17 protein-coding genes are annotated in these 22347 nt (G+C 43.7%); 13 read left to right on the top strand and 4 right to left on the bottom strand.

Annotation, left to right across the window (positions count from 1 at the left end):
* From FC15_RS04815 to FC15_RS04795, 5 genes are all read left to right on the top strand, one after another.
* Entirely contained in the window at positions 1-1569 is a 1569-nt protein-coding gene (locus FC15_RS04815) for a glycoside hydrolase family 5 protein (protein ID WP_057824499.1), read from the top strand.
* A 203-nt stretch (positions 1570-1772) separates the two neighbouring features.
* The gene (locus FC15_RS04810; RefSeq protein ID WP_057824498.1) at positions 1773-4016 is read left to right on the top strand and encodes a glycoside hydrolase family 31 protein; all 2244 of its coding nucleotides are present in this window, start codon (positions 1773-1775) and stop codon (positions 4014-4016) included.
* A gap of 242 nt (positions 4017-4258) precedes the next feature.
* Positions 4259-5098 (top strand): carbohydrate ABC transporter permease, encoded by an 840-nt coding sequence (locus FC15_RS04805; RefSeq protein ID WP_057824495.1) that lies wholly within the window; start codon positions 4259-4261, stop codon positions 5096-5098.
* Positions 5099-5115: 17 nt separating this feature from the next.
* Positions 5116-5712, top strand: coding sequence for a hypothetical protein (locus FC15_RS04800; RefSeq protein ID WP_146979139.1), 597 nt, complete (start codon positions 5116-5118; stop codon positions 5710-5712).
* 68 nt (positions 5713-5780) lie between these two features.
* Positions 5781-5972, top strand: coding sequence for a hypothetical protein (locus tag FC15_RS04795; protein ID WP_057824491.1), 192 nt, complete (start codon positions 5781-5783; stop codon positions 5970-5972).
* Positions 5973-6124: 152 nt separating this feature from the next.
* Here FC15_RS04795 and glpK read toward each other — a convergent pair whose 3' ends face one another.
* Positions 6125-7618 (bottom strand): glycerol kinase GlpK, encoded by a 1494-nt coding sequence (gene glpK / locus FC15_RS04790; RefSeq protein ID WP_057824489.1) that lies wholly within the window; start codon positions 7616-7618, stop codon positions 6125-6127.
* 324 nt (positions 7619-7942) lie between these two features.
* Positions 7943-8494, bottom strand: coding sequence for a DUF4352 domain-containing protein (locus FC15_RS04785; RefSeq protein ID WP_057824487.1), 552 nt, complete (start codon positions 8492-8494; stop codon positions 7943-7945).
* A 239-nt stretch (positions 8495-8733) separates the two neighbouring features.
* Between FC15_RS04785 and FC15_RS04780 the strand changes: the two genes are divergently transcribed.
* From FC15_RS04780 to rpe, 3 genes are all read left to right on the top strand, one after another.
* On the top strand, positions 8734-9465 hold the full coding sequence (locus tag FC15_RS04780; protein WP_057824485.1) for a GntR family transcriptional regulator: 732 nt from the start codon (positions 8734-8736) through the stop codon (positions 9463-9465).
* Positions 9466-9715: 250 nt separating this feature from the next.
* Positions 9716-12091 carry a phosphoketolase family protein gene (locus FC15_RS04775; RefSeq protein WP_057824484.1) on the top strand — a complete coding sequence of 792 codons (2376 nt, stop codon included), beginning with the start codon at positions 9716-9718 and terminating at the stop codon, positions 12089-12091.
* Between the two features lie 804 nt (positions 12092-12895).
* Positions 12896-13540 carry a ribulose-phosphate 3-epimerase gene (gene rpe / locus FC15_RS04765; RefSeq protein WP_057824480.1) on the top strand — a complete coding sequence of 215 codons (645 nt, stop codon included), beginning with the start codon at positions 12896-12898 and terminating at the stop codon, positions 13538-13540.
* 168 nt (positions 13541-13708) lie between these two features.
* Here rpe and FC15_RS04760 read toward each other — a convergent pair whose 3' ends face one another.
* Complete coding sequence (locus FC15_RS04760) at positions 13709-14698, bottom strand: LacI family DNA-binding transcriptional regulator (protein WP_057824478.1); 990 nt, start codon at positions 14696-14698, stop codon at positions 13709-13711.
* Between the two features lie 199 nt (positions 14699-14897).
* On the opposite strand from FC15_RS04760, the gene galE reads away from it, so the two are divergent.
* The 4 genes from galE (at position 14898) to FC15_RS04740 (ending at position 19707) form a co-directional block, all read left to right on the top strand.
* The gene (galE, locus tag FC15_RS04755; RefSeq protein WP_057824476.1) at positions 14898-15887 is read left to right on the top strand and encodes a UDP-glucose 4-epimerase GalE; all 990 of its coding nucleotides are present in this window, start codon (positions 14898-14900) and stop codon (positions 15885-15887) included.
* An 11-nt stretch (positions 15888-15898) separates the two neighbouring features.
* On the top strand, positions 15899-17089 hold the full coding sequence (locus tag FC15_RS04750; protein WP_057824474.1) for a galactokinase: 1191 nt from the start codon (positions 15899-15901) through the stop codon (positions 17087-17089).
* A gap of 78 nt (positions 17090-17167) precedes the next feature.
* Positions 17168-18670, top strand: a complete 1503-nt coding sequence (locus tag FC15_RS04745) for a UDP-glucose--hexose-1-phosphate uridylyltransferase (RefSeq protein WP_057824472.1) — start codon at positions 17168-17170, stop codon at positions 18668-18670.
* 92 nt (positions 18671-18762) lie between these two features.
* Entirely contained in the window at positions 18763-19707 is a 945-nt protein-coding gene (locus FC15_RS04740; RefSeq protein ID WP_057824470.1) for a PTS sugar transporter subunit IIB, read from the top strand.
* Positions 19708-19791: 84 nt separating this feature from the next.
* On the opposite strand, the gene FC15_RS04735 is transcribed toward FC15_RS04740, so the two are convergent.
* The gene (locus tag FC15_RS04735) at positions 19792-21132 is read right to left on the bottom strand and encodes an FAD-dependent oxidoreductase (RefSeq protein ID WP_057824468.1); all 1341 of its coding nucleotides are present in this window, start codon (positions 21130-21132) and stop codon (positions 19792-19794) included.
* Between the two features lie 216 nt (positions 21133-21348).
* On the opposite strand from FC15_RS04735, the gene FC15_RS04730 reads away from it, so the two are divergent.
* Positions 21349-22053: an MgtC/SapB family protein gene (locus tag FC15_RS04730; protein ID WP_057824466.1), complete on the top strand. Its 705-nt coding sequence runs from the start codon at positions 21349-21351 to the stop codon at positions 22051-22053.
* Positions 22054-22347: the final 294 nt, after the last annotated feature.

Below are 22347 nucleotides of genomic sequence, written 5' to 3'. Positions count from 1 at the left end.
ATGATACAATCTTTTTTGCATACTCATGGTCGGCAGATTGTCGATGAATCTAATCAGCCCATTCTGATGAAGGGATGGGGAATTGGGAATTGGCTGTTGCAAGAAGGCTATATGTGGGGAATGCATGGTCAAAAGTTTGATCGTCCAAGGCGAATTGAACGTACGATTGAGGAACTAGTTGGACATGAATCTGCAGCGCACTTTTGGCAAGAATTTCGGAATCAATATATGAATGAGGACGATATTAACTATATCCAGGCTCAAGGTTATAACTCGATTCGCTTGCCATTTAATGCTGCATTATTCTTAACTGAATCAGGTGAAATTGATGAAACAAACTTCTATCTCATCGATCGTTTTATCGAGTGGGCAAAGAAACATGATTTATATGTTTGGCTTGATATGCATGGCGCTCCTGGTGGTCAAACAGGTGCTAATATAGATGATTCTACTGATGATATTCCCAATCTATTCATGGTTCAATCATATTGGCAACAAGCGATAAAACTCTGGCGATTTATTGCGGAACGTTATCATGACGAGCCTGCAGTTGCAGGTTATGATCTGCTGAATGAGCCCATTCGCCCTGAAACGGCAGCCCTACAGAATTTTGATTACCTGTTACCAAAACTTAGTCAATTCTATACTGAAACAATCGCAGCGATTCGTGAAGTGGATCAGAAGCATATGTTCTCGTTGGAAGGTTATCATTGGGCAAGTGACCCTAGTGTATTCGTCAAACAATATGACGATAATTTTGTCATTCATTTTCATCGTTATGGTGTTTTACCGACCAATGAAACATTTGAAGATTTTCTAAAAGTATCCGAGCAATTTAATGTGCCACTTTGGTTGGGTGAAACGGGAGAGAATATTAATACCTGGTTTTCAGGAATGAGTAAGTTGTGCGAAGAATATGAGGTTAGCTATCATTTCTGGCCATATAAAAAGTTAGGTAAAAATAATGGTAGTCTAACAATCAAAACACCTGATAATTGGGATGCGCTGACTGACTATGTAGAAAAAGGCATCAAACCGGGCCGAAATACCGTCGATGAATTGCTTGATCAATATTTGGAAAACTGTCAGTTTAAAAACTGTCAACAAAACCAGGATGTTGATCATCACATTCTTAGAAAAGCACCATTTAGTTATTCCGCGACTGCGTTTGATGATCAAGATTATCATGCCACGACAATCCGGAATAATTTTAAACGGTTCCGACAAGGGACCAACATTGAGATACTTGCACCAAAAGAACAGAAACCATCTCATTTTTCATTCGACGTTTATTTAGATGAGTATCGTGTTCGGCTGAATGATCAAGAATACGTGACTTATTCGTTTGAGGATGTTTCACAGAACGAGAAACTGATATTAACGATTGATATAGAAGATACTCAAAAGGATGCACGGCTGGAGATTATTGAGAATCATCAGTTGACACAAGTGATTTCAGGGCTAACTTCGACAGTTGAGGTTACACTGAACGGTAGTTTTGAAACTGACCGTGTTCAGATAAAAGCCTTAGATGGTTATGTCGCACTGCAGACAATTACATTAGCATAGTTTTTAAGACTTTTTGATAGTCCTTCACTGGTTTGAACGTGACCAGTTTTTGAAGGACTATTTTAATAATTTTTTTGATCACGGATTTGAATTAGTATTAACAAAAAACAGTGTAAGCGGTTGACGAAAAATGACAGACTGGTACAATTTGTCTGTTAACTTTTATTCAACCCTTCCCAAAACCAGTATTAAGGAGTGTCAAGATGTCTGCAAGAATTATTGAAGATCAGCATTATCGTTTTACCGTGATTACGGATAGTCTGTTGCGAATCGAATGGTCGGATGATGGCCAGTTTGAAACGCGGCCGACTTACTTTGCACAGGATCGAGATTTTGGAACACCGTCAACGGCGCGAGTGTTCCGTGGGCGGCAACATCATGAGCTTGAAATTGAAACGGCGGCGTTCCACCTTTATTACGAGGGGGGTGCTTTTTCATCGAAGACGCTGTGGATCGATGCGAAGACGAATTATGAGTCACACTTCAGTCGTTGGTTGTTTGGGCGCGAGCCTGTTGGCGGGAACTTATTCGGTACGGCGCGCACGCTTGATGAGGCGGATGGTGAGATTCCGTTGGAGAATGGTGTGATTTCACGTCATGGCTACGCGTTGATCGACGATGCCGAGAATAATGTTATTTTGCCCGATCAAGAAATCGGACCACAGAATCGTGATCAAGTGGATCTTTACTATTTTTGCTATGGTCGACGTTATCAAGAAGAAATTCGTGATTATTTCAAGCTGTCGGGGACGCCACCGATGTTACCTCGCTTTGCACTGGGTAATTGGTGGAGCCGATTCTATCCCTATACACAGGCCAGTTATCTCGCGCTGTTTGATCGCTTCGAGCATGAGCAGATTCCGTTTTCTGTGGCGGTGCTAGATATGGATTGGCACGAGACTGAGGTGCCGGCAGAGGAGGGTAGTGGGTGGACTGGCTATACGTGGAATCAACGGCGTTTTCCAGATCATCGGCAACTTCTGAGTGAACTTCATCAACGTGGGTTAAAGGTGACGCTAAATGTTCACCCTGCGGCAGGTATTCGGTCATTTGAACAAGCTTATCTGCAGGTGGCACAGCGGTTGCATTTGGATCCAGTCACGAAAGAACCTGCGGTGTTTAATCTGCGAGATGCAAATTTTCGGCGGAGTTATTTTGAGGACGTGCATCATCCGTTAGAAGATGAAGGCGTTGATTTCTGGTGGCTCGATTGGCAGCAAGATCGCTACTTCGATACGGAAGGCTACGATATTCTGAAGGCGTTGAATCATTATCATTACTTGGATAATGAGCAGCGTCATCCCGGTGCAGGGTTAATTTTATCCCGGTACGCGGGGCCAGGTAGTCAGCGATATCCGCTTGGTTTTTCCGGCGATACTTGGATCAGTTGGGCGTCATTGAAATTTCAACCCTATTTCACAGCAACGGCTAGCAACATTGGTTACACTTGGTGGAGTCACGATATTGGCGGGCATATGATGGGCAGTTATGATCCTGAGCTACAGACGCGCTGGCTGCAATATGGCGTCTTCAGTCCAATCAATCGGCTGCATAGTTCGGATAATCCATTTTCTGGTAAGGAACCGTGGAATTATCCGGCTGAAAATCGTCGTGTGATGGATCGGTTCTTGCGTTTGCGGCATCAATTGATTCCGTATTTGGATAGTGAAAATATCAAAACGCATTTGCATGGTGTGCCACTTGTTCAGCCAATTTATTACCATTATCCGGAGATGCCGACTTATTACGAGTATCATGATGAATATTTCTTCGGGTCCGAACTCTTGATTTCAGCAATCGTTGAGCCGCGCGACACGCAATTGCAGCAGAGTCGTGCTAAAACGTTGTTACCAGAAGGTACTTGGTATGATTTCTTCACGCATCAGGTTTATGAAGGCGAGCAGATATTGAATCTTTATCGCACGCTGGCCGATTATCCTGTTTTAGTAAAGCAAGGGGGTATTTTGCCATTGACGCCGGTGGTTGAAGACAATCTAGATAATTTACCTGAAAAATTAACCGTTCAGATCTTTGGTCAAGCTGCAAATACTTACGAAATGTATGAACATCAAGGACAATCAATTGCAAAAACGACGTTCACATTAACGGCAGAAGGCGAGTTGAATCTGACGGTTGAGGATAAGGATGGTATTATTCCGGGGAATCGCCAAATTGAAATCGCAACCCTCGACATCGATCAGCTTGTGATCAAGAATCAGACTGGTTATGAGTTATCGACGACGCAGTTGACTCCGGCCAAAGGAATCGTTGAACAGACTCAGACTGACTTGCAGGCCATGCAGATTCCGTATGAGTTGAAACGCCAAGTGCTTGATGATGTTCGTGCCCATCCGCAAGAGCCGCTGAAAATCCTGAATTTCATTCAAACGAAGTCCGTTCCTGAATTGACAGATTACTTCGCAGGTATGCTCGCACAAAAACTTTAGCGCAGTGGGTCAAGGCATCCAAGTTTGTTAAAAATAAACAACCAGACTTAAAACATCGACTCGAATTCGAGGTCGATGTTTTTTGATGGTGCCGTCGAGATTGGTTAACTCAAGTTAAGTGGCCCTGCGGCACGCAATGTCCTCATGGAAAAGATGGCGATTCATCATTGATTCTATAATTAGTGTAGAAAACGCTATGATTTTTGGATAGGCATCAGTTAATGTAAGCGCTATGATAGTCGCTGGATAATGACGATTGTGTACGCAAAGTAACAGCAGGGTCTGCTTTCAAGTATTTCTGTTTAGTGCTTGGCGCGCTAGTCGCCATTATCCCAATTCTAGTGGTTTTCATTGGATCTTTTAAATCGAATAACGAATTCTTGTCCAGTGGTGTCTTGAGTCTACCTAAACACATTGACTTTTCAAATTACAAAACGGCATTTGTCAATGGACAAATGTTGGTTGGATTTAAGAACACATTTATCATCTTTGTTGTCAGTATGGCAGGTAAGCTGCTTCTTGGTTCAGCATTTGCCTATGCAATTAATCGCTTTGACTTCAAGCTGAAAAAACTCATCATGGCATTATTTATGGTTGCCATGTTGATTCCGGCAATTACCAGCCAGGTTGCAACATTTCAAATTATCAACAAAATGGGACTTTTCAATACAATTTGGTCAGTCATTGTTCTAAACTTAGGGACAGATGTTATTTCAATTTATATCTTTATGCAATTTTTGGAAGAAATTCCTGTTTCTCTAGATGAATCAGCATTCTTAGATGGTGCGAATTATTTTCAGATTTTTTACAAAATCATTTTGCCGAACTTGAAGGCACCAATGGTCACGATTCTGATTATTAGTGGTGTGAACATCTATAATGACTTCTACAATCCATTTCTATACATGCCAGATTCAAATTTGAAGGTCATCTCGACAGCTTTATTTGCCTTCAAAGGTCCTTATGGTACCAATTGGCCTGTCATTCTGGCGGGTGTAATCATCGTGATCATCCCAATTTTGTTAGTCTTCTTATTCTTACAGAAGTATATTTATAATGGGATTGCAGGTTCCGTCAAGTAAAAGAAGGATGGATGAAGTTGAAGAAATCACGGTTAGTTAGAGTTGTCGATAAATTCTATGTCTTAGTCAAAGCAACGATTCGCTTTTGGACAGTGTTATTTCGGTATGGCCTTGTCTATGGCTGGTTGCCCGCAGGATATTATACCTTTGCTTATCTGATGCATTCAGGAGAGCAGGGTGAATCCATCAAATACTTAATTCGATCACATCCATTCAGATTAAGACAACACTATTTAGCGTCATTTACATTAACCTTTTTGATGGTTATCAGTGCAGTTTTACTGAAGCTCACCAGTAAAATGGTACCAGTTCAGCTATTGATCTTGGTTATTGCAATGTTTGCGAGTTTAATAGTCGCTACTTATTTAACGATTCTTGCGTATCAACTGAACGTTAATTCTGAAACCACACATCCTTATTTTGAGGCACTTGCTTTTGGTATTAAGCATGGATGGGTCAGTCTGTCAATCCTAGCTTGTCTGATTGCTGTCGTCTTGGTTGCCTATCTCAATCTAATTTTAGGTTTGATTGTTGCGCCGAGTCTGTTCTTTTTGGTAACAGGTAAGATGATTGATCAATCTATCAAGCGCAATTTAGTGCGAATGACTGATTGAAGGAATTAAGTTTAAAGGGCATCGCAAAATTGGAGCATCCCCTAGTTGTTGGGCTTGAAGTCTAATGATTGGGGGATGCCTTTTATCTGGCAACCAATATTGCCGCAGCGCAGCGTGTCGTTATGATTGCCTCCCATGATTTAACGGAGTTAGCTCGTGAGAGTCAGGCCAATTTTTTCCTCCACCAACATCAATTCATTTATGACCAAAATGATCAGGACACCGATTTAGATTTACGCTATCAACAGTTGTTTGAATAATCTCATGTGGGTAATATTTGTATTTCAACAACGATTATCCTGAGTTTTGACGAGGACACTTTGTTGCCACTAATCAACAATAGCCATCAGATTGAGAAGCTTGATTTCAATCTGATGGCTATTTGGGTTAAGGTGTTTTTTAAATGACGCTTTTATTCAAAGGTTCTGGCTGCGTTGACTGCACGTTGCCAGCCGGTGTAGAGTTTTTGCCTTGTCTCGTGTTTCATGAGTGGCTCGAAAGTTTGGCCGATGCGATAAATTTGCTTCAGTTCATCGATATCTTGCCAATAGCCAACAGCGAGTCCAGCGAGGAACGCGGCACCCAATGCAGTTGTTTCTAGATTCTCGGCGCGTTCGATTGGCATGTTGAGGATGTCTGCTTGAAATTGGATCAGATAATCATTTTTCGAGGCGCCACCATCCACACGTAAGCTGGGAATGCGCATTGCGGTGTCTTGGTTCATGGTGTCAATCACATCGCGGGTTTGATAGGCCAGCGATTGCAGCGTTGCTTTGATAAAGTCATTGCGTGTGGTTCCCCGAGTGAGGCCGAAGACAGCGCCGCGTGTTTCACTATCCCAGTAGGGCGCACCTAAGCCAGTGAAGGCTGGCACGACATAAACTTCATTCTGACTGGTTGATTGGCGCGCAGCTGCTTCTGACTCAGGGGCGGTCTGTAATAGTTGCATGCCATCACGCAACCATTGGATCGCAGAGCCGGCAACGAAGACGGATCCCTCCAAGGCGTAATGGATCTCGCCATTGAGACCGTAGCCAATGGTTGTCAACAACTGATGATGGGATAATGCCGGCTTGGTACCCGTATTCATCACGATAAACGCGCCGGTACCGTAAGTATTTTTGACCATGCCCTCTTCCAGCGCCAGTTGTCCAAAGAGCGAGGCTTGTTGATCACCAGCCATCCCACAAATTGGGACTTCACCGCCATAAAAATGATAGGGAATTGTGTGACCATAAACTTCTGAATTGGAGGCCACTTGCGGTAATAGCTGACGAGGGATTCGTAGCAAATCGAGAATCTCTTGATCCCATTGAAGCTGGTGAATATTGAAAAGCATCGTGCGGCTGGCATTGGTGTAATCTGTGATGTGCGCTTGACCGCCCGTCAGTTTCCAGAGTAGCCAAGTATCAATGGTACCAAATAGTAGCTCGCCATTTTCAGCACGTTCTTGAGCGCCAGGCACCTGATCGAGCAACCAACGAATTTTAGTCGCGGAAAAGTAGGCGTCAATCAGCAACCCGGTTTTCTCATGAATCAGTTGATTGTAGCCAGCTTGCTTCAGTTGCTCAGCGATTTCACTCGTTTGTCGTGATTGCCAAACAATGGCGTTGTGAATTGGTAGGCCAGTTTTTTTATCCCAAATGACCGTTGTTTCACGTTGATTGGTGATACCAATGCCGGCAATCTGATCGGGTTGAACACCAGAATGAATGAAGACACTTGCGATGGTCGATAAAACGGCATTCCAAATTTCGTTTGCATTATGTTCGACCCAGCCTGGATGCGGGAAATACTGGGGAAATTCTTGTTGTTCCTCGGCAATTTTAATGCCTTGATGGTCAAAAATGATCGCACGCGTGCTTGTTGTACCTTCGTCGATAGCCATGATATAAGTTGCAGTCATAAAGGAGGACTCCTCTAGTTGAGATTGAGTGGTGAAAGCTGTGCTGCGAGTAGACTTCATCACTGGATGAATGAGATCTTTTGCGATTGATACCGCTGTCATTCGACATTATAGCATGCCTCTAGGTCTGTTGGCGATGGTTCTTTGCGAATCAAGACTGCTTCTTCAGTGGATGAGTTGCATTTTTGCAAATCAGCCGTATAGAAAAACACCTCGTCATCAACAGACGTCTTGTCAATCGCCTGTTGATGACGAGGTGTTTTGATTTTTTTGGGGGAGGTGGTCTAATCGTTGCGCTGTTGAAAGACTAGATCTCTATTGGTGCTAGTTTAAGTCGACATTGATGACATGCGGTTCGTCGCCATTTTTTGTCGCGAGTTTAATGACGATTGGCGACGTCGTGTTCAGCAATTCAAAGCTGACGTCGCCATCTTCGTGTTTTCCAGGTGCAACACGCTCATTAAAATCATCGTCGTCTTCAGTTAACATGGTCAATTCTTGATCATCTTGAAAGACTTGAATCTTTCCAAGTTCGGTGAAACTCGCCGCGGCATCGTTCTTGTTTGTCCAATCGAGATCTAATTCTAAGTTGCCGTCGTCGATCTCACCTTTTAGGCCATCGACAACGAAATAATCCCATTCGATTGCGCGGCTGAGCAACTTGTTTTGGTTATCATCACTAGCGTCGGTTGTTAATGTTGCCCGAGCACTCATCGCGGCGCCATCTTCGCTTGGATCTGAACTGCTAGTCGATGACGAGGTTGACTTTGAAGTGCTCGTGGCACTCGATGAGGAATCGGGTTGAGTTGAGGGCTGGCACGCTGTTAGCGCGAGCGTTGAAAAGAGTAAAATTGTCAGTGTTAACTTCTTAAACATGGCAACCTCCTTGATTTTTCCTACAATTATAGGATAGGCGGTTGCGACAGTTGAAACAAGAAGGACGCTTAGTTAACGATTAATGGCGGATGCTGCTGGCTGAGTCAATGTTAAAAAAACGTCATTTTTGCAATCTGCTTGAAAATTAAGTAAGATTAGGCAGTATGACGTGCTGTGAGGCACGACAAAACTTATCTTAGTTTATTCAACAAATTCACTTAAGATAAAGGATGCTTATGATGGCCGATTTAGTTTATCAGCAACTTTTTACAACACTACGAGATAATATTATCGCGAAGAAATATCCGACGATGAAACTTCCAGATGAACGTTCTTTGAGCGAGCAATATCAGGTGAGCCGCAGTACCGTGAAACGTGCACTCAACATCTTGGCCGATCAGGGCGTGGTGTTCAAAAAACGTGGTTCTGGAACGTTTATCAATCCACTATATTTGAAGAATCAATCCGTCTTTCATTATCATAACGGCTCCAATTTAGGGGTTACCGATAGTTTTCAGATGGATGGCCGTAAGCCTGGCATCAAATTGCTAGACTTTGAGGTGATCCGGCCGGATGACGAGCTTCGCCGCGATTTGTTTCTGAATCCGGATGACTTTGTTTATCAGATCAAACGTCTGCGCCTTTTTGATAAACAGCCGTTTATGATTGAGACGGGCTACATTCCAATTAAGATCGTCCCCGAACTTTCCCGCGAGATCGTCTCCGGTTCAATTTTCAATTATCTCCAGGATGAAAAAAATCAGACGGTCACGAAATCTTTCTTAACGATTTCTGCGGAACCGTCGACTGTGGAGGATCAAACCGAATTACACCTGCAGCCCAACGAGCCGGTAGGTGTGATGGCTGGTGTCTTCTTCTTGGATGACGGGACACCGTTCGAATATTCGCGGATGCGTCTGCATTATCAATACATGAAATATAATACCTCGGTGACACTCGGGGAGAATTAAGGCAGAGCATGATCAAAGCTGCAGCAAGTTTAACTTGTTGTGGCTTTTTTGTGTGGGTCGAGTGAGGCCAATCAAAAAAATGGCTTCACATGCTAATCTGTGTTAAATTGTAATCGCTTCATGACTGATAACAATCGCATTTTTAAAATTGGTGCGTTCCAATTAATAAAATGGTTGACATCCTTTCTTTTTTTGGTAGAATAAAGGTGTTGAATGAACTAATTACTCTTAATGTAAACAGGAGGCAATTATGGATACAGTAAAGAATAAAGTCGATTACGACTCACCAGAATATCTTGAATTAATGGACAAATATTGGCGTGCCGCTAACTACGTTTCGGTCGGACAACTCTATTTAAAGTCAAATCCACTCTTGAGAGAACCTTTGAAGGCTTCGGATGTGAAAGTTCATCCGATTGGCCACTGGGGAACCATCTCAGGTCAGAACTTTATCTACACACATTTGAATCGTGCCATTAAAAAATACGATCTGAATATGTTCTACATCGAAGGCCCAGGTCATGGTGGCCAAGTGATGGTTTCTAATTCATATCTAGATGGTTCTTATACTGAAATTTATCCAAGTATCACTGAAGACGAGAAGGGTATGGCCAAGCTGTTCAAACAATTCTCGTTCCCAGGTGGTGTGGCTTCCCACGCGGCTCCTGAAACACCAGGTTCAATCCACGAAGGTGGCGAGCTTGGCTACTCAATTTCTCATGGTGTTGGTGCTATTTTTGATAACCCTGACGTCATTGCTGCTTCTGTTGTAGGTGATGGTGAAGCCGAAACTGGCCCATTAGCAACTTCATGGCAATCGACAACGTTTATCAACCCAATCACTGATGGTGCTGTTTTACCAATTTTAAACTTGAACGGCTTTAAGATTTCTAACCCAACAATTCTTTCACGCAAGAGCAATGAAGAATTAACGAAGTACTTCGAAGGTATGGGCTGGGAGCCAATCTTTGTTGAAGGTGACGATCCTAAGAAGATGCACCCTGTCATGGAGAAGGCAGTCGATAAAGCTATCGAATCCATCAAGGCAATTCAAAAGCATGCACGCGAGAACAATGACCCAACACGTCCTGTTTGGCCAATGATTATCTTCCGCGCTCCTAAAGGCTGGACGGGTCCTAAAGAATGGGATGGTCAACCAATCGAGAACTCATTCCGTGCCCATCAGATTCCAATTCCTGTTGACCAGAACGATATGGAACACGCAGATCGTTTAGTCGACTGGATGAAGTCATACCAACCTGACGAATTATTCGATGAGAAGGGTGCATTGAAGCCTGAAATCAAGGCCACAACTCCTGAAGGTATTCACCGGATGGCAGCCAACCCAATCACGAATGGTGGTTTGGACCCTCGACCACTAAAATTACCAGATTGGCGTAAATATGCTTTAGACAATTCGGAACATGGCAAGATCGAAGCACAAGACATGACTGTCTTTGGTAAATGGACACGTGATGTGATTGTGGACAACCCAGATAACTTCCGTGTCTTCGGCCCCGATGAAACGATGTCTAATCGCTTAGGACCAATCTTTGAAGCAAGTGAACGTCAATGGTTGGAACCCATCAAGAAACCTAATGACGAGTTTGTTGCACCAGCTGGCCGAATTCTTGACTCTCAATTATCTGAGCATCAAGCTGAAGGCTGGTTAGAAGGCTATGTCTTAACCGGTCGTCATGGATTCTTCTCAAGCTACGAAGCCTTCTTGCGTGTCGTTGATTCAATGTTGACACAACACTTCAAGTGGTTGCGTAAAGCCAATGAACAACCATGGCGTCGCAAGTACCCATCATTAAATATTGTGGATACTTCAACTTCATTCCAGCAAGATCATAATGGTTATACTCACCAAGATCCTGGTATCTTAGGTCATTTGGCAGATAAGAAGCCTGAATACATTCGTGAATACTTGCCAGCTGATGCGAATACACTTTTGGCAGTCGCTAACAAGGCGTTCGCAAGCCAAGAGAAGATTAACTTGATCGTTGCTTCGAAACATCCACGTCCACAATGGTATACTGCTGATGAAGCTGATGTATTAGTAAACAATGGGTTGAAGATCATTGATTGGGCAAGTACAGATCAGGATGCTGAACCAGATGTTGTCTTTGCTGCTGCAGGGACAGAACCTAACTGGGAAAGCCTCGCTGCAATCTCGATTTTGCACAAACAATATCCTGACATGAAGATTCGATTCATCAACGTGGTCGACTTGCTGAAGTTGCAATCACAACGTATTAATCCTCGTGGGTTAAGCGATGAAGAATTCGACAATTACTTCACGACAGATAAACCAGTTATCTTCGCTTTCCACGGCTTTGAAGGCTTGATTCGTGACATCTTCTTTGATCGTCACAACCACAATCTTCATGTGCATGGTTATCGCGAAAATGGTGACATTACGACCCCATTCGACATGCGTGTCTTGAATCAATTGGACCGCTTCAATCTTTCTAAAGAAGCTGCGCTTGATGTTTATGGCACGAAGGCTGCCCAATTTGCACAAAAGATGGATGACAAGGTTGCTTATCACAACGCTTATATCCGCGAATATGGTGACGACATGCCAGAAGTTACTGAATGGCAATGGGAACCTTTGAAATAAATAAGCATTATTGAACTGAACAAATCAGCTCACGACAGTGAAGAAGAGGTAGCATCACCCTTCAAAAAGAGGACGAAGATAGGATTTTTCCTACCTTCGTCTTTTTGTGTTTATCTTTTGCCCTGATGAACACGTCTAGCGTGCAGAATAGGAAACCAGCGGTGCATTGGAAAACCAACACGCACTTGCCGCAACCAAGGTCGTGCAATGAGGGCTTCTCGTTAAAATCCTTTAAATGAGCGTCTAAAAAAATGGACAAAGGGTGGCCTCTCAGGTGATTAATGATATCCTGAGCTTATCTTAGGAAAGGATGATCAAGAACAAATGATTTGCTTTGCTCGATTGGAGAAGCAAAGCATCAATTTATTATCTCGCAATAGTAGAGAGGTGCCAGACAAGTTCACGCATTCGTCGCGTTGACATGAACGAAATGTAAATGATGGTTAAAAAATAATTGTGATGAAATATGTTGATGCAGTTGATCATGCTGCACTGGCATTTGATTAATCAGTCTGTCTAAGGAGGTTTTTCTATGTGGTGGTTGAGATTTTGGTCGATAGCACCTTCGATTATTGTCGTTCTATTTTTTGCCTTGATGATCTGGTTCTTGTATTTGATCATCAAACATTTAAACAAGAAGTAATCCACAGTCTCAAAAGGTGTTTGATCGCCAAAACGGTAACTTTCAATCGTAAAGCTGTTTGGAAAGATCTCGGCACATGAAGTCACGCGGGAGCTGGCTTTCGTTTTTAGCGTGACAACGTTATAATTTAGAAGTAGTGAACAAAGACTTGAGGTGGAATTATGATCATTGTGGCTCCTTCTTTACTGAGCGCCGATTTATTCAAACTTTCCGACCAGCTGAAAACCATCGAGGCTAGTCCCGCAGCATATTTACACGTGGATATTATGGATGGTCATTATGTTCCCAACATTAATTTTGGCGACAAATTCGTGCGCGAAGTGCGTGCACAGACTGACTTAACTTTGGACTGCCACATCATGGTGGAAAATCCAGAGCAAGTTGTTTTTGATGTGGCCAAAGCGGGTGGCGATATTTTAACTTTTCATCCGGAAACGACGCGCCACGCTTATCGGCTGATCGAAGAAATTCACAAGCTAGGTAAGAAGGCGGGTATCGCGTTTGATCCGGCCTTAGGCATCTCGGCATATGAAGATTTACTTCCAATTGTTGATCAAGTGCTGGTGATGACAGTTAGTCCAGGCTTTGGTGGACAACAATTCATTGAGGCGATGTTGCCAAAAATTGCAGAAGTCAAAAAATGGCGTGCAGAAAAACATGCTCATTTCGATATCGAAGTTGATGGCGGCATCAATGCGCAGACTGGCCGGCAATGCGTTAACAGTGGTGCCAATGTTCTGGTGGCTGGTTCCTATGTTTTTGGAAATGGCATTCAAGAATCGATTCAGAAGCTCAGTCAGTTGTAGTCATTCAGCTGAAAACCAAATAAATAGCGTCAATTTGCAGATTGGTTGTTTTTTTTCGACTCACCAATTAACAGATTGACGCTTTTTTGAATTCAGAATTAACGATCATTCCTAACTCCGGTTGGATCAAGGTGTAGATTAGCGACTGATCTCAACAACGGGCCTAAATTATTTAGAACTCTCTCGTAAAATTAATTCTGTACCGATGTTCAAGTTGATCGGTACGGTTCGTTCGGTTTCGAGCCGGTCAAGGAGCAGCTCAACACTTTTTTGTCCCATTAATTCCGTATCGACTTTGACTGAGCTGAGTTGTGGGGAGAAATATTTTGCGACAGTGCTGTCGTTAAATCCGATGATGCTGACGCGAGCTGGCACCGCAATGTTGCGTTCTTTGAGTGCATGCAGCGCGCCGATTGCCAGTGCATCGTTGGCAGCAAAGATGGCGTGTGGCAGTTGAAAGTCAAGTTGGTCGATCATCTCAAGCATCATGTCGTGGCCGGATTTGACGGTGAAATTACCTGTGCGAACTAAATTAGGATTCAGTAATTGACGATCACGCATGATATTTCGGAACGTCAAGTAACGTTGATCACTCAGTTCCAATTTTTGATCACTCGTCAATTCTTGACCGGCGAGCATGCCGATATCGTTAATGCCCACACTTTGAAAATGGTCAACGATTTGTTTGACCGGATAGTGGAAATTGGTTGTTACACTGTCGAAGCCATCGTCTAGCGTATTCAAATCCACGAAAACGGTGGGCAATTCCGTATCCGCAATCATCGTCATCTGTTCGGGACTAAATTTACCAATGGCGATCATGCCGACGTATTCTGGCGGTGTTGGTAAGGCTTGTTGATTGCTGAATTGTTGAGGCTCATAACCAATTTCTTGGATTTTCTTTTCTGCGCCAAGGCGAATCGAGAGGTAATAGATGTCGTCTAATTCTTCTTGCTCATTGTACCAAGTTAAAATGGCAATCTTTTGAGCGGTTTTCTGTGATTTCTTTTTAGGCTGATAGTTAAGTAGCTCGGCCGCCTCAAAAACACGCTTCTTAGTTTTATCGGTGACAGACAGGTCCTGGTCATAATTCAGGACGCGAGAAACCGTTGCAGGTGAAACGCCTGCTTTTTTTGCAATATCTTTAATGGTTGCCATGTGTTCCTCCAGAAAATCGAATAGTTGCTTAGCTGACTGCTAATCACAACCGAATGTTTCAATTATAGATTGATTTAGTAAACTTTTCAATTTTTTGTTTTTCAAAACGAGATTGACTTTCAGCTGTTTGTCGTGGTATAACAAGTTTATAGATATTTAGTAAATAAAAATAAGTTTTACTAAAAAGAGAGGTAATCAAATGACAATTTTAGTAACCGGTGGTGCTGGCTATATTGGCTCACATACAACAGATCGTTTAATCGAACAAGGTACAGACGTGATCGTCGTTGATAATTTATTGACGGGCCATCGTGCGGCCATTAATCCAAAGGCCAGATTTTATGAAGGTGATGTGCGCGATCGCGACTTTCTCGAAGGCGTCTTCACCAAGGAAAAGATTGATGGCGTCGTTCATTTCGCTGCTAACTCACTGGTGGGTGAATCGATGAAAGATCCACTCAAATACTTCGATAATAATGATTATGGCTTCATTGTGTTGCTGGAAACAATGGTTAAATTTGATGTCAAGAAGCTGGTCTTCTCGTCGACTGCAGCAACTTATGGCGAAGCAAAGGAAATACCGATTACAGAAACGACACCACAAGTTCCCACGAATCCATATGGGGAAAGCAAGTTAACCATGGAAAAATTTGCGCATTGGGCAGATGTTGCGCATGATTTGAAATGGGTGGCACTTCGTTATTTCAACGTTGCCGGGGCTAAATCAGATGGCTCGATCGGAGAAGATCATCATCCGGAAACTCACTTGATTCCAATCGTTCTCCAGGTGGCCAGTGGTAAGCGCGAGAAGTTGCAGATTTTTGGTGGCGACTATGCAACAAAAGATGGCACAAATGTTCGTGATTATGTTCATGTCATCGACCTGGCGGATGCCCATATCGAAGCCTTGAATTATTTGTCCGAAGGAAATGATTCGAGCGCGTTTAACTTAGGCTCTGCCAATGGTTTTTCTAACTTAGAAATCGTTGAAGCAGCACGCAAGGTGACGAAACAACCCATCCCTTACGAAATTGCCGATCGTCGACCCGGTGATCCTAGTACGCTAGTTGCTTCTTCAGAAAAGGCACGTGAAGTCTTGGGTTGGAAGCCAAATTATGATGATATGGAAAGTATTATCGCAACGGCGTGGACTTGGACGCAACAACATCCTAATGGTTATGAGAAATAGAGGAGAACGGGATGCAATTATCAGAAATCAATCAAGGGTTTGAACAAGTTTTTGGTGTCGCTGCAACTGCAAATTATTTTGCACCAGGCCGCATCAACTTAATTGGTGAGCACACTGACTATAATGGCGGTCATGTTTTTCCAGCAGCAATCAGCTTAGGCACCTATGCGGCGGTCAGCACAACTGCGGATCAACAACTACACTTGTATTCCGCAAATTTTCCGGATGAAGGTGTGCGTGAGATCGCGTTGTCAAACTTGGCCTTTGCAAAAGCTGACGGCTGGACAAATTTCGTCAAAGGTGAGTTTGCGCTATTACAACAGCGTGGCGTGACTTTTGAACATGGTTTAAATATTTATTTCTATGGCAACTTACCGGCTGCTTCAGGGCTTTCTTCATCGAGTTCAATCGAATTATTGACGGGAACCATTATTAATGAGACTTATGCGCTCGACCAATCAGCCTTAACGTTAATTAAGTTGGGTCAGCAAGTGGAGAATGAATATATCGGCGTTAACTCGGGAATCATGGATCAATTTGCCATCGGAATGGGTAAGAAGGATCAGGCGATTTTTCTCGATACGAACACGCTTGACTATCAATATTATCCAATCGCGTTGGACGATTATGAAATTGTCATCATGAACACGAACAAACCGCGGGCATTGAGCGATAGTAAGTACAATGAACGCCGCTCAGAATGTGAGACCGTCTTGGCACGTCTTCAAAAAGTCGTCGACATTCAAAGTTTAGGCGACTTGAATATCGCTGATTTCGATGAGTATGCTTATGCAATTGGCGACGAAACTTTATTGAAGCGAGCACGTCATGCGGTTTTTGAAAACCAGCGGACCATTAAGGCAGCACAGGCATTGAGTGATGGTGATTTAGCTCGATTTGGGCGTTTAATCAATGCCTCACACGTTTCGTTGGAATATGACTATCAAGTGACCGGGCTGGAGTTAGACACGTTAGCGCACGCTGCTTGGGCTCAAACAGGCGTCTTAGGTGCACGTATGACTGGTGCGGGCTTTGGTGGTTGCGCGATTGCCGTCGTGAAATCCGCCGATATTCCCGCCTTCATCGCGAATGTTGGGCAAGCTTATCAAGCCGCCGTTGGATATGCGGCCAGCTTTTACCGAGCAAAGATTGCGGATGGCCCGCATCGATTGAATATGACCGTTGATTTAGAAATTGAATAATTATTTTGACTTTAATCTTTGGCAAATTAAAAAGGTAAATCAGGACTGAAAGACGAATTTACTAGTAGGAGCTTTAAAATGTTTGAAACAAACTTAGTGGAACCGTTCATCACAGAAATCTTGAAAAATAATCCACAGTTTCAAGACCTGGATCGGTTATTCTTACAGAATCAAATCTTGGCGTTGGTGGGTGCGCCGGACGTGGCGGAAGTCACCGGTCCAATCGAAAGCTCGCCGATTGCGATGGCTAACCAGCTCGTTGATTTTGCCGTGCAACAACAGACAATCGACGATAACCAAGCTGCCCGAGATATTCTGGAGGCACAATTACTGAGTTTGATCACACCGTTACCAAGCATCGTCAATCAACATTTCTGGCATCTCTATCAAGAATCTCCGGAAGCAGCAACGGCCTATTTTTATCAATTATCAAAGGCGAATGACTATGTCAAGACGGCTCAAATCGCCAAGAATATTAAATATCCAGTTGCCACCGATTACGGTGACCTTGAGATTACCATCAATTTATCTAAGCCTGAGAAAGATCCTAAGCTGATTGCGGCAGCTGCGAAAGCTGCACCTTCAAGTTATCCGGCTTGTCAGCTCTGCATGACCAACGAAGGTTATTTGGGACGAATGAATTATCCGGCTCGCAGCAATCATCGAATCATTCGGTTTGATCTTAACGGCCAAACATGGGGCTTTCAGTATTCGCCCTATGCTTATTTCAATGAGCATTGTATTTTCTTAGACGCCGTACATGAGCCAATGCATATTAATCGTCAGACGTTTGCCAATTTGTTTGCGATTATCACGCAATTCCCACACTATTTTGTGGGAAGTAATGCGGACTTACCGATTGTTGGGGGTTCGATGCTGAGCCACGAACATTATCAAGGTGGCCGACATGAATTTCCGATGACGCGTGCGCAGATTCAACGTGAATTCACCTGGTCGAAATATCCTAGCGTCAAGATGGGCGTCGTGAAGTGGCCAATGTCGGTCCTGAGATTAGAGGGCAGCAATCAAGCTGAATTGATTAACAGCGCGACTGAAATCTTAACCGCCTGGCAAAATTATTCTGATCCTAGCCAGTCGATTCTTGCACGTGATGAAGATGGCACCTTGCATCATACGATCACGCCAATTGCGAACTTAACTGATCAGGGCAATTATCGCCTAGACCTTGTGCTGCGAGATAATCAAACGTCGGCTCAATATCCAGACGGTATTTTCCACCCACATCAAGATGTTCAGCATATCAAGAAAGAGAATATTGGCTTGATCGAAGTGATGGGTCTAGCAATCCTACCTGGTCGCTTGCTGCCAGAACTTCAAGAAGTGCAACATTATTTATTGGATCAACCGAATAAAATCGCCGAGATACATCGTCCATGGGCAGACCAGTTAAAGACGGAATTTGCGGACAAGTTAACTGCAGAGAATGTGCAACAAATTGTGCGTCGATCCGTCGGCCAAATTTTTGCGCGTGTCTTAGAAGATGCTGGTGTGTTCAAGCAAACTAGCGCAGGTCAGGCGGCTTTTGATCGGTTTATTCATCAGGTCATTGCAGCCGATTAGTGGGTCATTATTTTCATTTGAATCATCATTAAAAAAGCGCCTTCTGACTTAGTGATATAATGTTGATAACTCACTAAGTACGGAGGCGCTTTATGTTTATTTTTGTCGGATGTGCGGGCGGTGGCACCTCAAGCATGTTCTGTCAGCGAATCGCGCAAGCCATTAACGAGACGGATCCTAACTTGCGCGCGGCATTTGCGGATGTTCAGACGGTTCTTGGTGATCCCACCACGGCAATTGGCAAGTGTGACTTGATGTTCGCTTATGGCAGCATCGATGCCGTTCGGGCATACAGTGCCTTCGACTTCGGACAATTATTCGATGTGATTATGGTGGCGCCACAAGTGCGTTACTTGACGGGGAAAAAGCAGGAAATCATGGTACGATTCCCCACAGTCGTTGAAGATATTCCCAGCAAGGTTTTCGGCACAATGGATGGTCGAAAAGCCTTTGCAGAATTACGCGGAGAATTGATCAATCTGGATTGGCGTCGCGGCTATCAATCGAGTAGCCAGCAATCTGGAAAATATGGCGACAAGGATGTTGAGATTCTCGTCATCAATGCCGATCATCGCAATCGCCAACTCACGACGCTTTTTGAACAATGGCGTCAGGATCAAGGGATTCGTGTGTTGAGGGAATCATATACACTAGAGGGCCTTTATCGATTTGAACCACACGAGGACTTCGAGTTCAGATGGTTGTTCGGCGCGGTTCAACAGTTAGTCCCAGCAGACTTTGTGCGAATCAGTCGTCGAATCGATGGACTGATCGTTTTTAGCGACCGGCCTGCAGACGCGTTGCCAAAATTACGACAACAATTCCGACAAGCAGGCGTGCTCACGACTGCGATTGATGCACGCCTATTAATGCGCCATGGCGATTTGAAACAGCTTGACGAACAACTGATGGCATTTTGTCAGGACGTGGCTTATCACACCGAAGCTACATTGGGGCAGGTGCAGTTGCCGCCTGCCCCAGTAAAACGGAAGCAGAAGAAACGAACGCTCTTGGGATTTATGACTTACAATGGGTGAGGAATCATCAGATAACGACGCAAAATAAACAGCGGCAAATAAAAAAGCAGAGATCTAAAAATCTCTGCTTTTATGTTGGGCTAGTTAAGCTTTGGCACTTTTAGCGACTGCCGCACCCGCGAGTGCGTTGACATAGTTAATCGGTTGGTCGAAGTTTGGCTGGAAGAACATATCAACCATCGCGAGGTCATCAATCGTCATTTTTGCTTGAATGGCGAGTGAGATGACATTTGCGGATTGTGCACAGTCATAGCGACTGAAGAATGCACCACCTTTGACCTGCCGCGTTTGAGGATCCCAAGTTAGTTCCATTAGGATCGGTTCGGTGCTCAACATGAATGCTGGACGATAATCTTGTTCAAGTGTGACACTGTCGACTTCAACACCGCGCGCCTTGGCACCATCAACAGTCAATCCTGAAGAAGCGAGTGTTTTATCAAAGAGTGCCACTGCAGAGGATGCTTGAGTTCCTAGATACTTCTCGGTTGGTTTTTCAATGTTTTTACCAACGAGAATCCCTTGACGAACGGCATTGGTTGCCAGTGGGATGTAATCATTTTTGCCAGTTGGATTGTAATGAACAACTGAGGAATCGCCGGCCGCATAAACATCGGGATCACTACTTTGCATGTATTCATTCGTTACAATGGCGCCATTACCAAGCATCTCAACTTGGCCCTTCAGTAATTCGGTGTGTGGCCGGAAGCCAACAGCCATGACGGCGATATCGGCAGTATAGGCGTTCTTATCGGTTTTAACAGTAATTTCCTGATCACCCGAAAAACCAACGACTTTTTCACCGAAGGCCAGTGTGACACCGTGATCACGATAATCTTGTTCAACGCGATCCGTAATCGTTTGATCGAAATTCTTCGCAAGAACGCGAGGTAAAGCATCGATCAAGGTCACTTTTTTGCCGGTCAAAGCAAATTGTTCGGCTAATTCTGCACCGATATAACCTGCACCAATCACAATCACCGATTTCAATGATGGTGCAAGTTCTTTCAGAGCTTTTGCGTCATCCCAATTCTTGCAAAGCTTTAACTTTGGATGATCAACACCTGGAATTGGTGGAATAACAGCAGCTGAACCTGTGGTGACGACGAGTTTGTCATAAGTATCAGAAGCTTCTTCACCAGAAACCAAATCTTTCACGCGAATTGTTTTTGTTTTCGTGTCAACGGAAAGCACATCATGTTTCATTTTCATGGTGGCGCCTAGTTCTGCTAGGGCCTCTGGACTCGAATAAAACATCTTGTTTGGATCTGAAACATGGTCACCGATCCAGAGCGCGATCCCACAAGATAAGAATGATAAATTGTTGTTGCGTTCGTAAACAGTCACTTGCCAATCTGGATGTTCAGTGAGAATTTGTTGTGTTGCAAACGTTCCGGCATGCGTACAGCCAATAACGATAACTTTCATGATAGTCCCTCCAAGAATCAATTAAGAAAATATAGCCCAACTTGATTTTACATGTTTCGCAGTAAGTGTCAACGCTTACACTTGTGAATTTATGAGCTGTTATCAATGATTACTTATCTTGGAATCACTTTTTATCTTTTATTTAAAAATCATCATCACACACGTGTAAAAAATGGTATAGTAGATTCTAAACGAATTTTTGAAAGGAACTTTTTTATGACATTAACCGTCACGACAACTGAAATTTTAGTGCGACTCCTGACGACCGTCTTCATTGCCGGTCTGATTGGCTATGATCGGGAACAAAAAAATCATCCCGCTGGCATCCGCACGCATATCTTAGTTTGCGTCGGTGCTTGTGTCATCGCGATGATTCAACAGGAGATTGGCTTCCAGTCGATTGTATTTGCCAAAGCTTACCCGCAGTTCTCGGGTGTTGTCCGTTCCGACGAGGCACGTCTAATTGCTCAAGTTGTCAGTGGAATCGGATTTCTTGGCGCAGGAACCATTGTCATTACTCGACACGCCGTCACTGGATTGACTACGGCGGCATCATTGTGGGCGACTGCCGGTTTGGGGCTTGCAATTGGTATGGGATATTATCGAATTGCATTCCTGAGCGCCATCGTCGTGATTCTCGTCTTGAGCCTCCTGAAAAAAGTGATCAAAGTCCACACGTATAAACGCGTGGAAATCAAATATTCACATAAAGCTGATTCGAAAGAACTCATCGATCAATATTTTAAAAAGCAGAAAATTCACGTTGCAAATGTCAGTTTCAAAGCGGAGACCATTGACGAAAAGAAGATTTACACTAATATTTATGCCATTGAAATTCCGAAGCATCTTGATTACACGAAAATAGTGGAAGACCTCTCGCAGTTTGATCACATGTACCAAGTACGACTGATTAGTATTTAGAGTGTGGAGCAAGTCGGTTAGCAGTTGAGCATTAACGATAATTTCTGAATGATACGCTTGCGGATCGTTTAGAAATTGTTGTTAAGCGCAGACTGCTGCCTTGCGGAACACGTTTAGAGTGTGATTCAAGGCGGTTAGTTATCGAGGATTAATAGGATAAAGGTCCGAATCTTGGTTTGCCTTCAGACCCGTCAGTCCACTCCGTTCCCTGACTCGGAGGTGAAGGCCAAACTGGGTTGTGAAATTAAGAAGTAGAAATTATCATAGATCACTGAACCAGTTATTCAATTGTTA

The organism is Lapidilactobacillus concavus DSM 17758 (assembly GCF_001435835.1).
GTDB lineage: Bacteria > Bacillota > Bacilli > Lactobacillales > Lactobacillaceae > Lapidilactobacillus > Lapidilactobacillus concavus.
Note: the sequence above shows the minus strand (reverse complement) of the source record. Positions and strands in the feature narration are given on the sequence as shown.

Coding starts and splice junctions, on each gene's coding strand:
- FC15_RS04815 (WP_057824499.1), top strand. CDS start 1: ATGATACAATCTTTTTTGCATACTCATGGTCGGCAGATTGTCGATGAA.
- FC15_RS04810 (WP_057824498.1), top strand. CDS start 1,773: ATGTCTGCAAGAATTATTGAAGATCAGCATTATCGTTTTACCGTGATT.
- glpK (WP_057824489.1), bottom strand. CDS start 7,618: ATGACTGCAACTTATATCATGGCTATCGACGAAGGTACAACAAGCACG.
- FC15_RS04785 (WP_057824487.1), bottom strand. CDS start 8,494: ATGTTTAAGAAGTTAACACTGACAATTTTACTCTTTTCAACGCTCGCG.
- FC15_RS04780 (WP_057824485.1), top strand. CDS start 8,734: ATGGCCGATTTAGTTTATCAGCAACTTTTTACAACACTACGAGATAAT.
- FC15_RS04775 (WP_057824484.1), top strand. CDS start 9,716: ATGGATACAGTAAAGAATAAAGTCGATTACGACTCACCAGAATATCTT.
- rpe (WP_057824480.1), top strand. CDS start 12,896: ATGATCATTGTGGCTCCTTCTTTACTGAGCGCCGATTTATTCAAACTT.
- FC15_RS04760 (WP_057824478.1), bottom strand. CDS start 14,698: ATGGCAACCATTAAAGATATTGCAAAAAAAGCAGGCGTTTCACCTGCA.
- galE (WP_057824476.1), top strand. CDS start 14,898: ATGACAATTTTAGTAACCGGTGGTGCTGGCTATATTGGCTCACATACA.
- FC15_RS04750 (WP_057824474.1), top strand. CDS start 15,899: ATGCAATTATCAGAAATCAATCAAGGGTTTGAACAAGTTTTTGGTGTC.
- FC15_RS04745 (WP_057824472.1), top strand. CDS start 17,168: ATGTTTGAAACAAACTTAGTGGAACCGTTCATCACAGAAATCTTGAAA.
- FC15_RS04740 (WP_057824470.1), top strand. CDS start 18,763: ATGTTTATTTTTGTCGGATGTGCGGGCGGTGGCACCTCAAGCATGTTC.
- FC15_RS04735 (WP_057824468.1), bottom strand. CDS start 21,132: ATGAAAGTTATCGTTATTGGCTGTACGCATGCCGGAACGTTTGCAACA.
- FC15_RS04730 (WP_057824466.1), top strand. CDS start 21,349: ATGACATTAACCGTCACGACAACTGAAATTTTAGTGCGACTCCTGACG.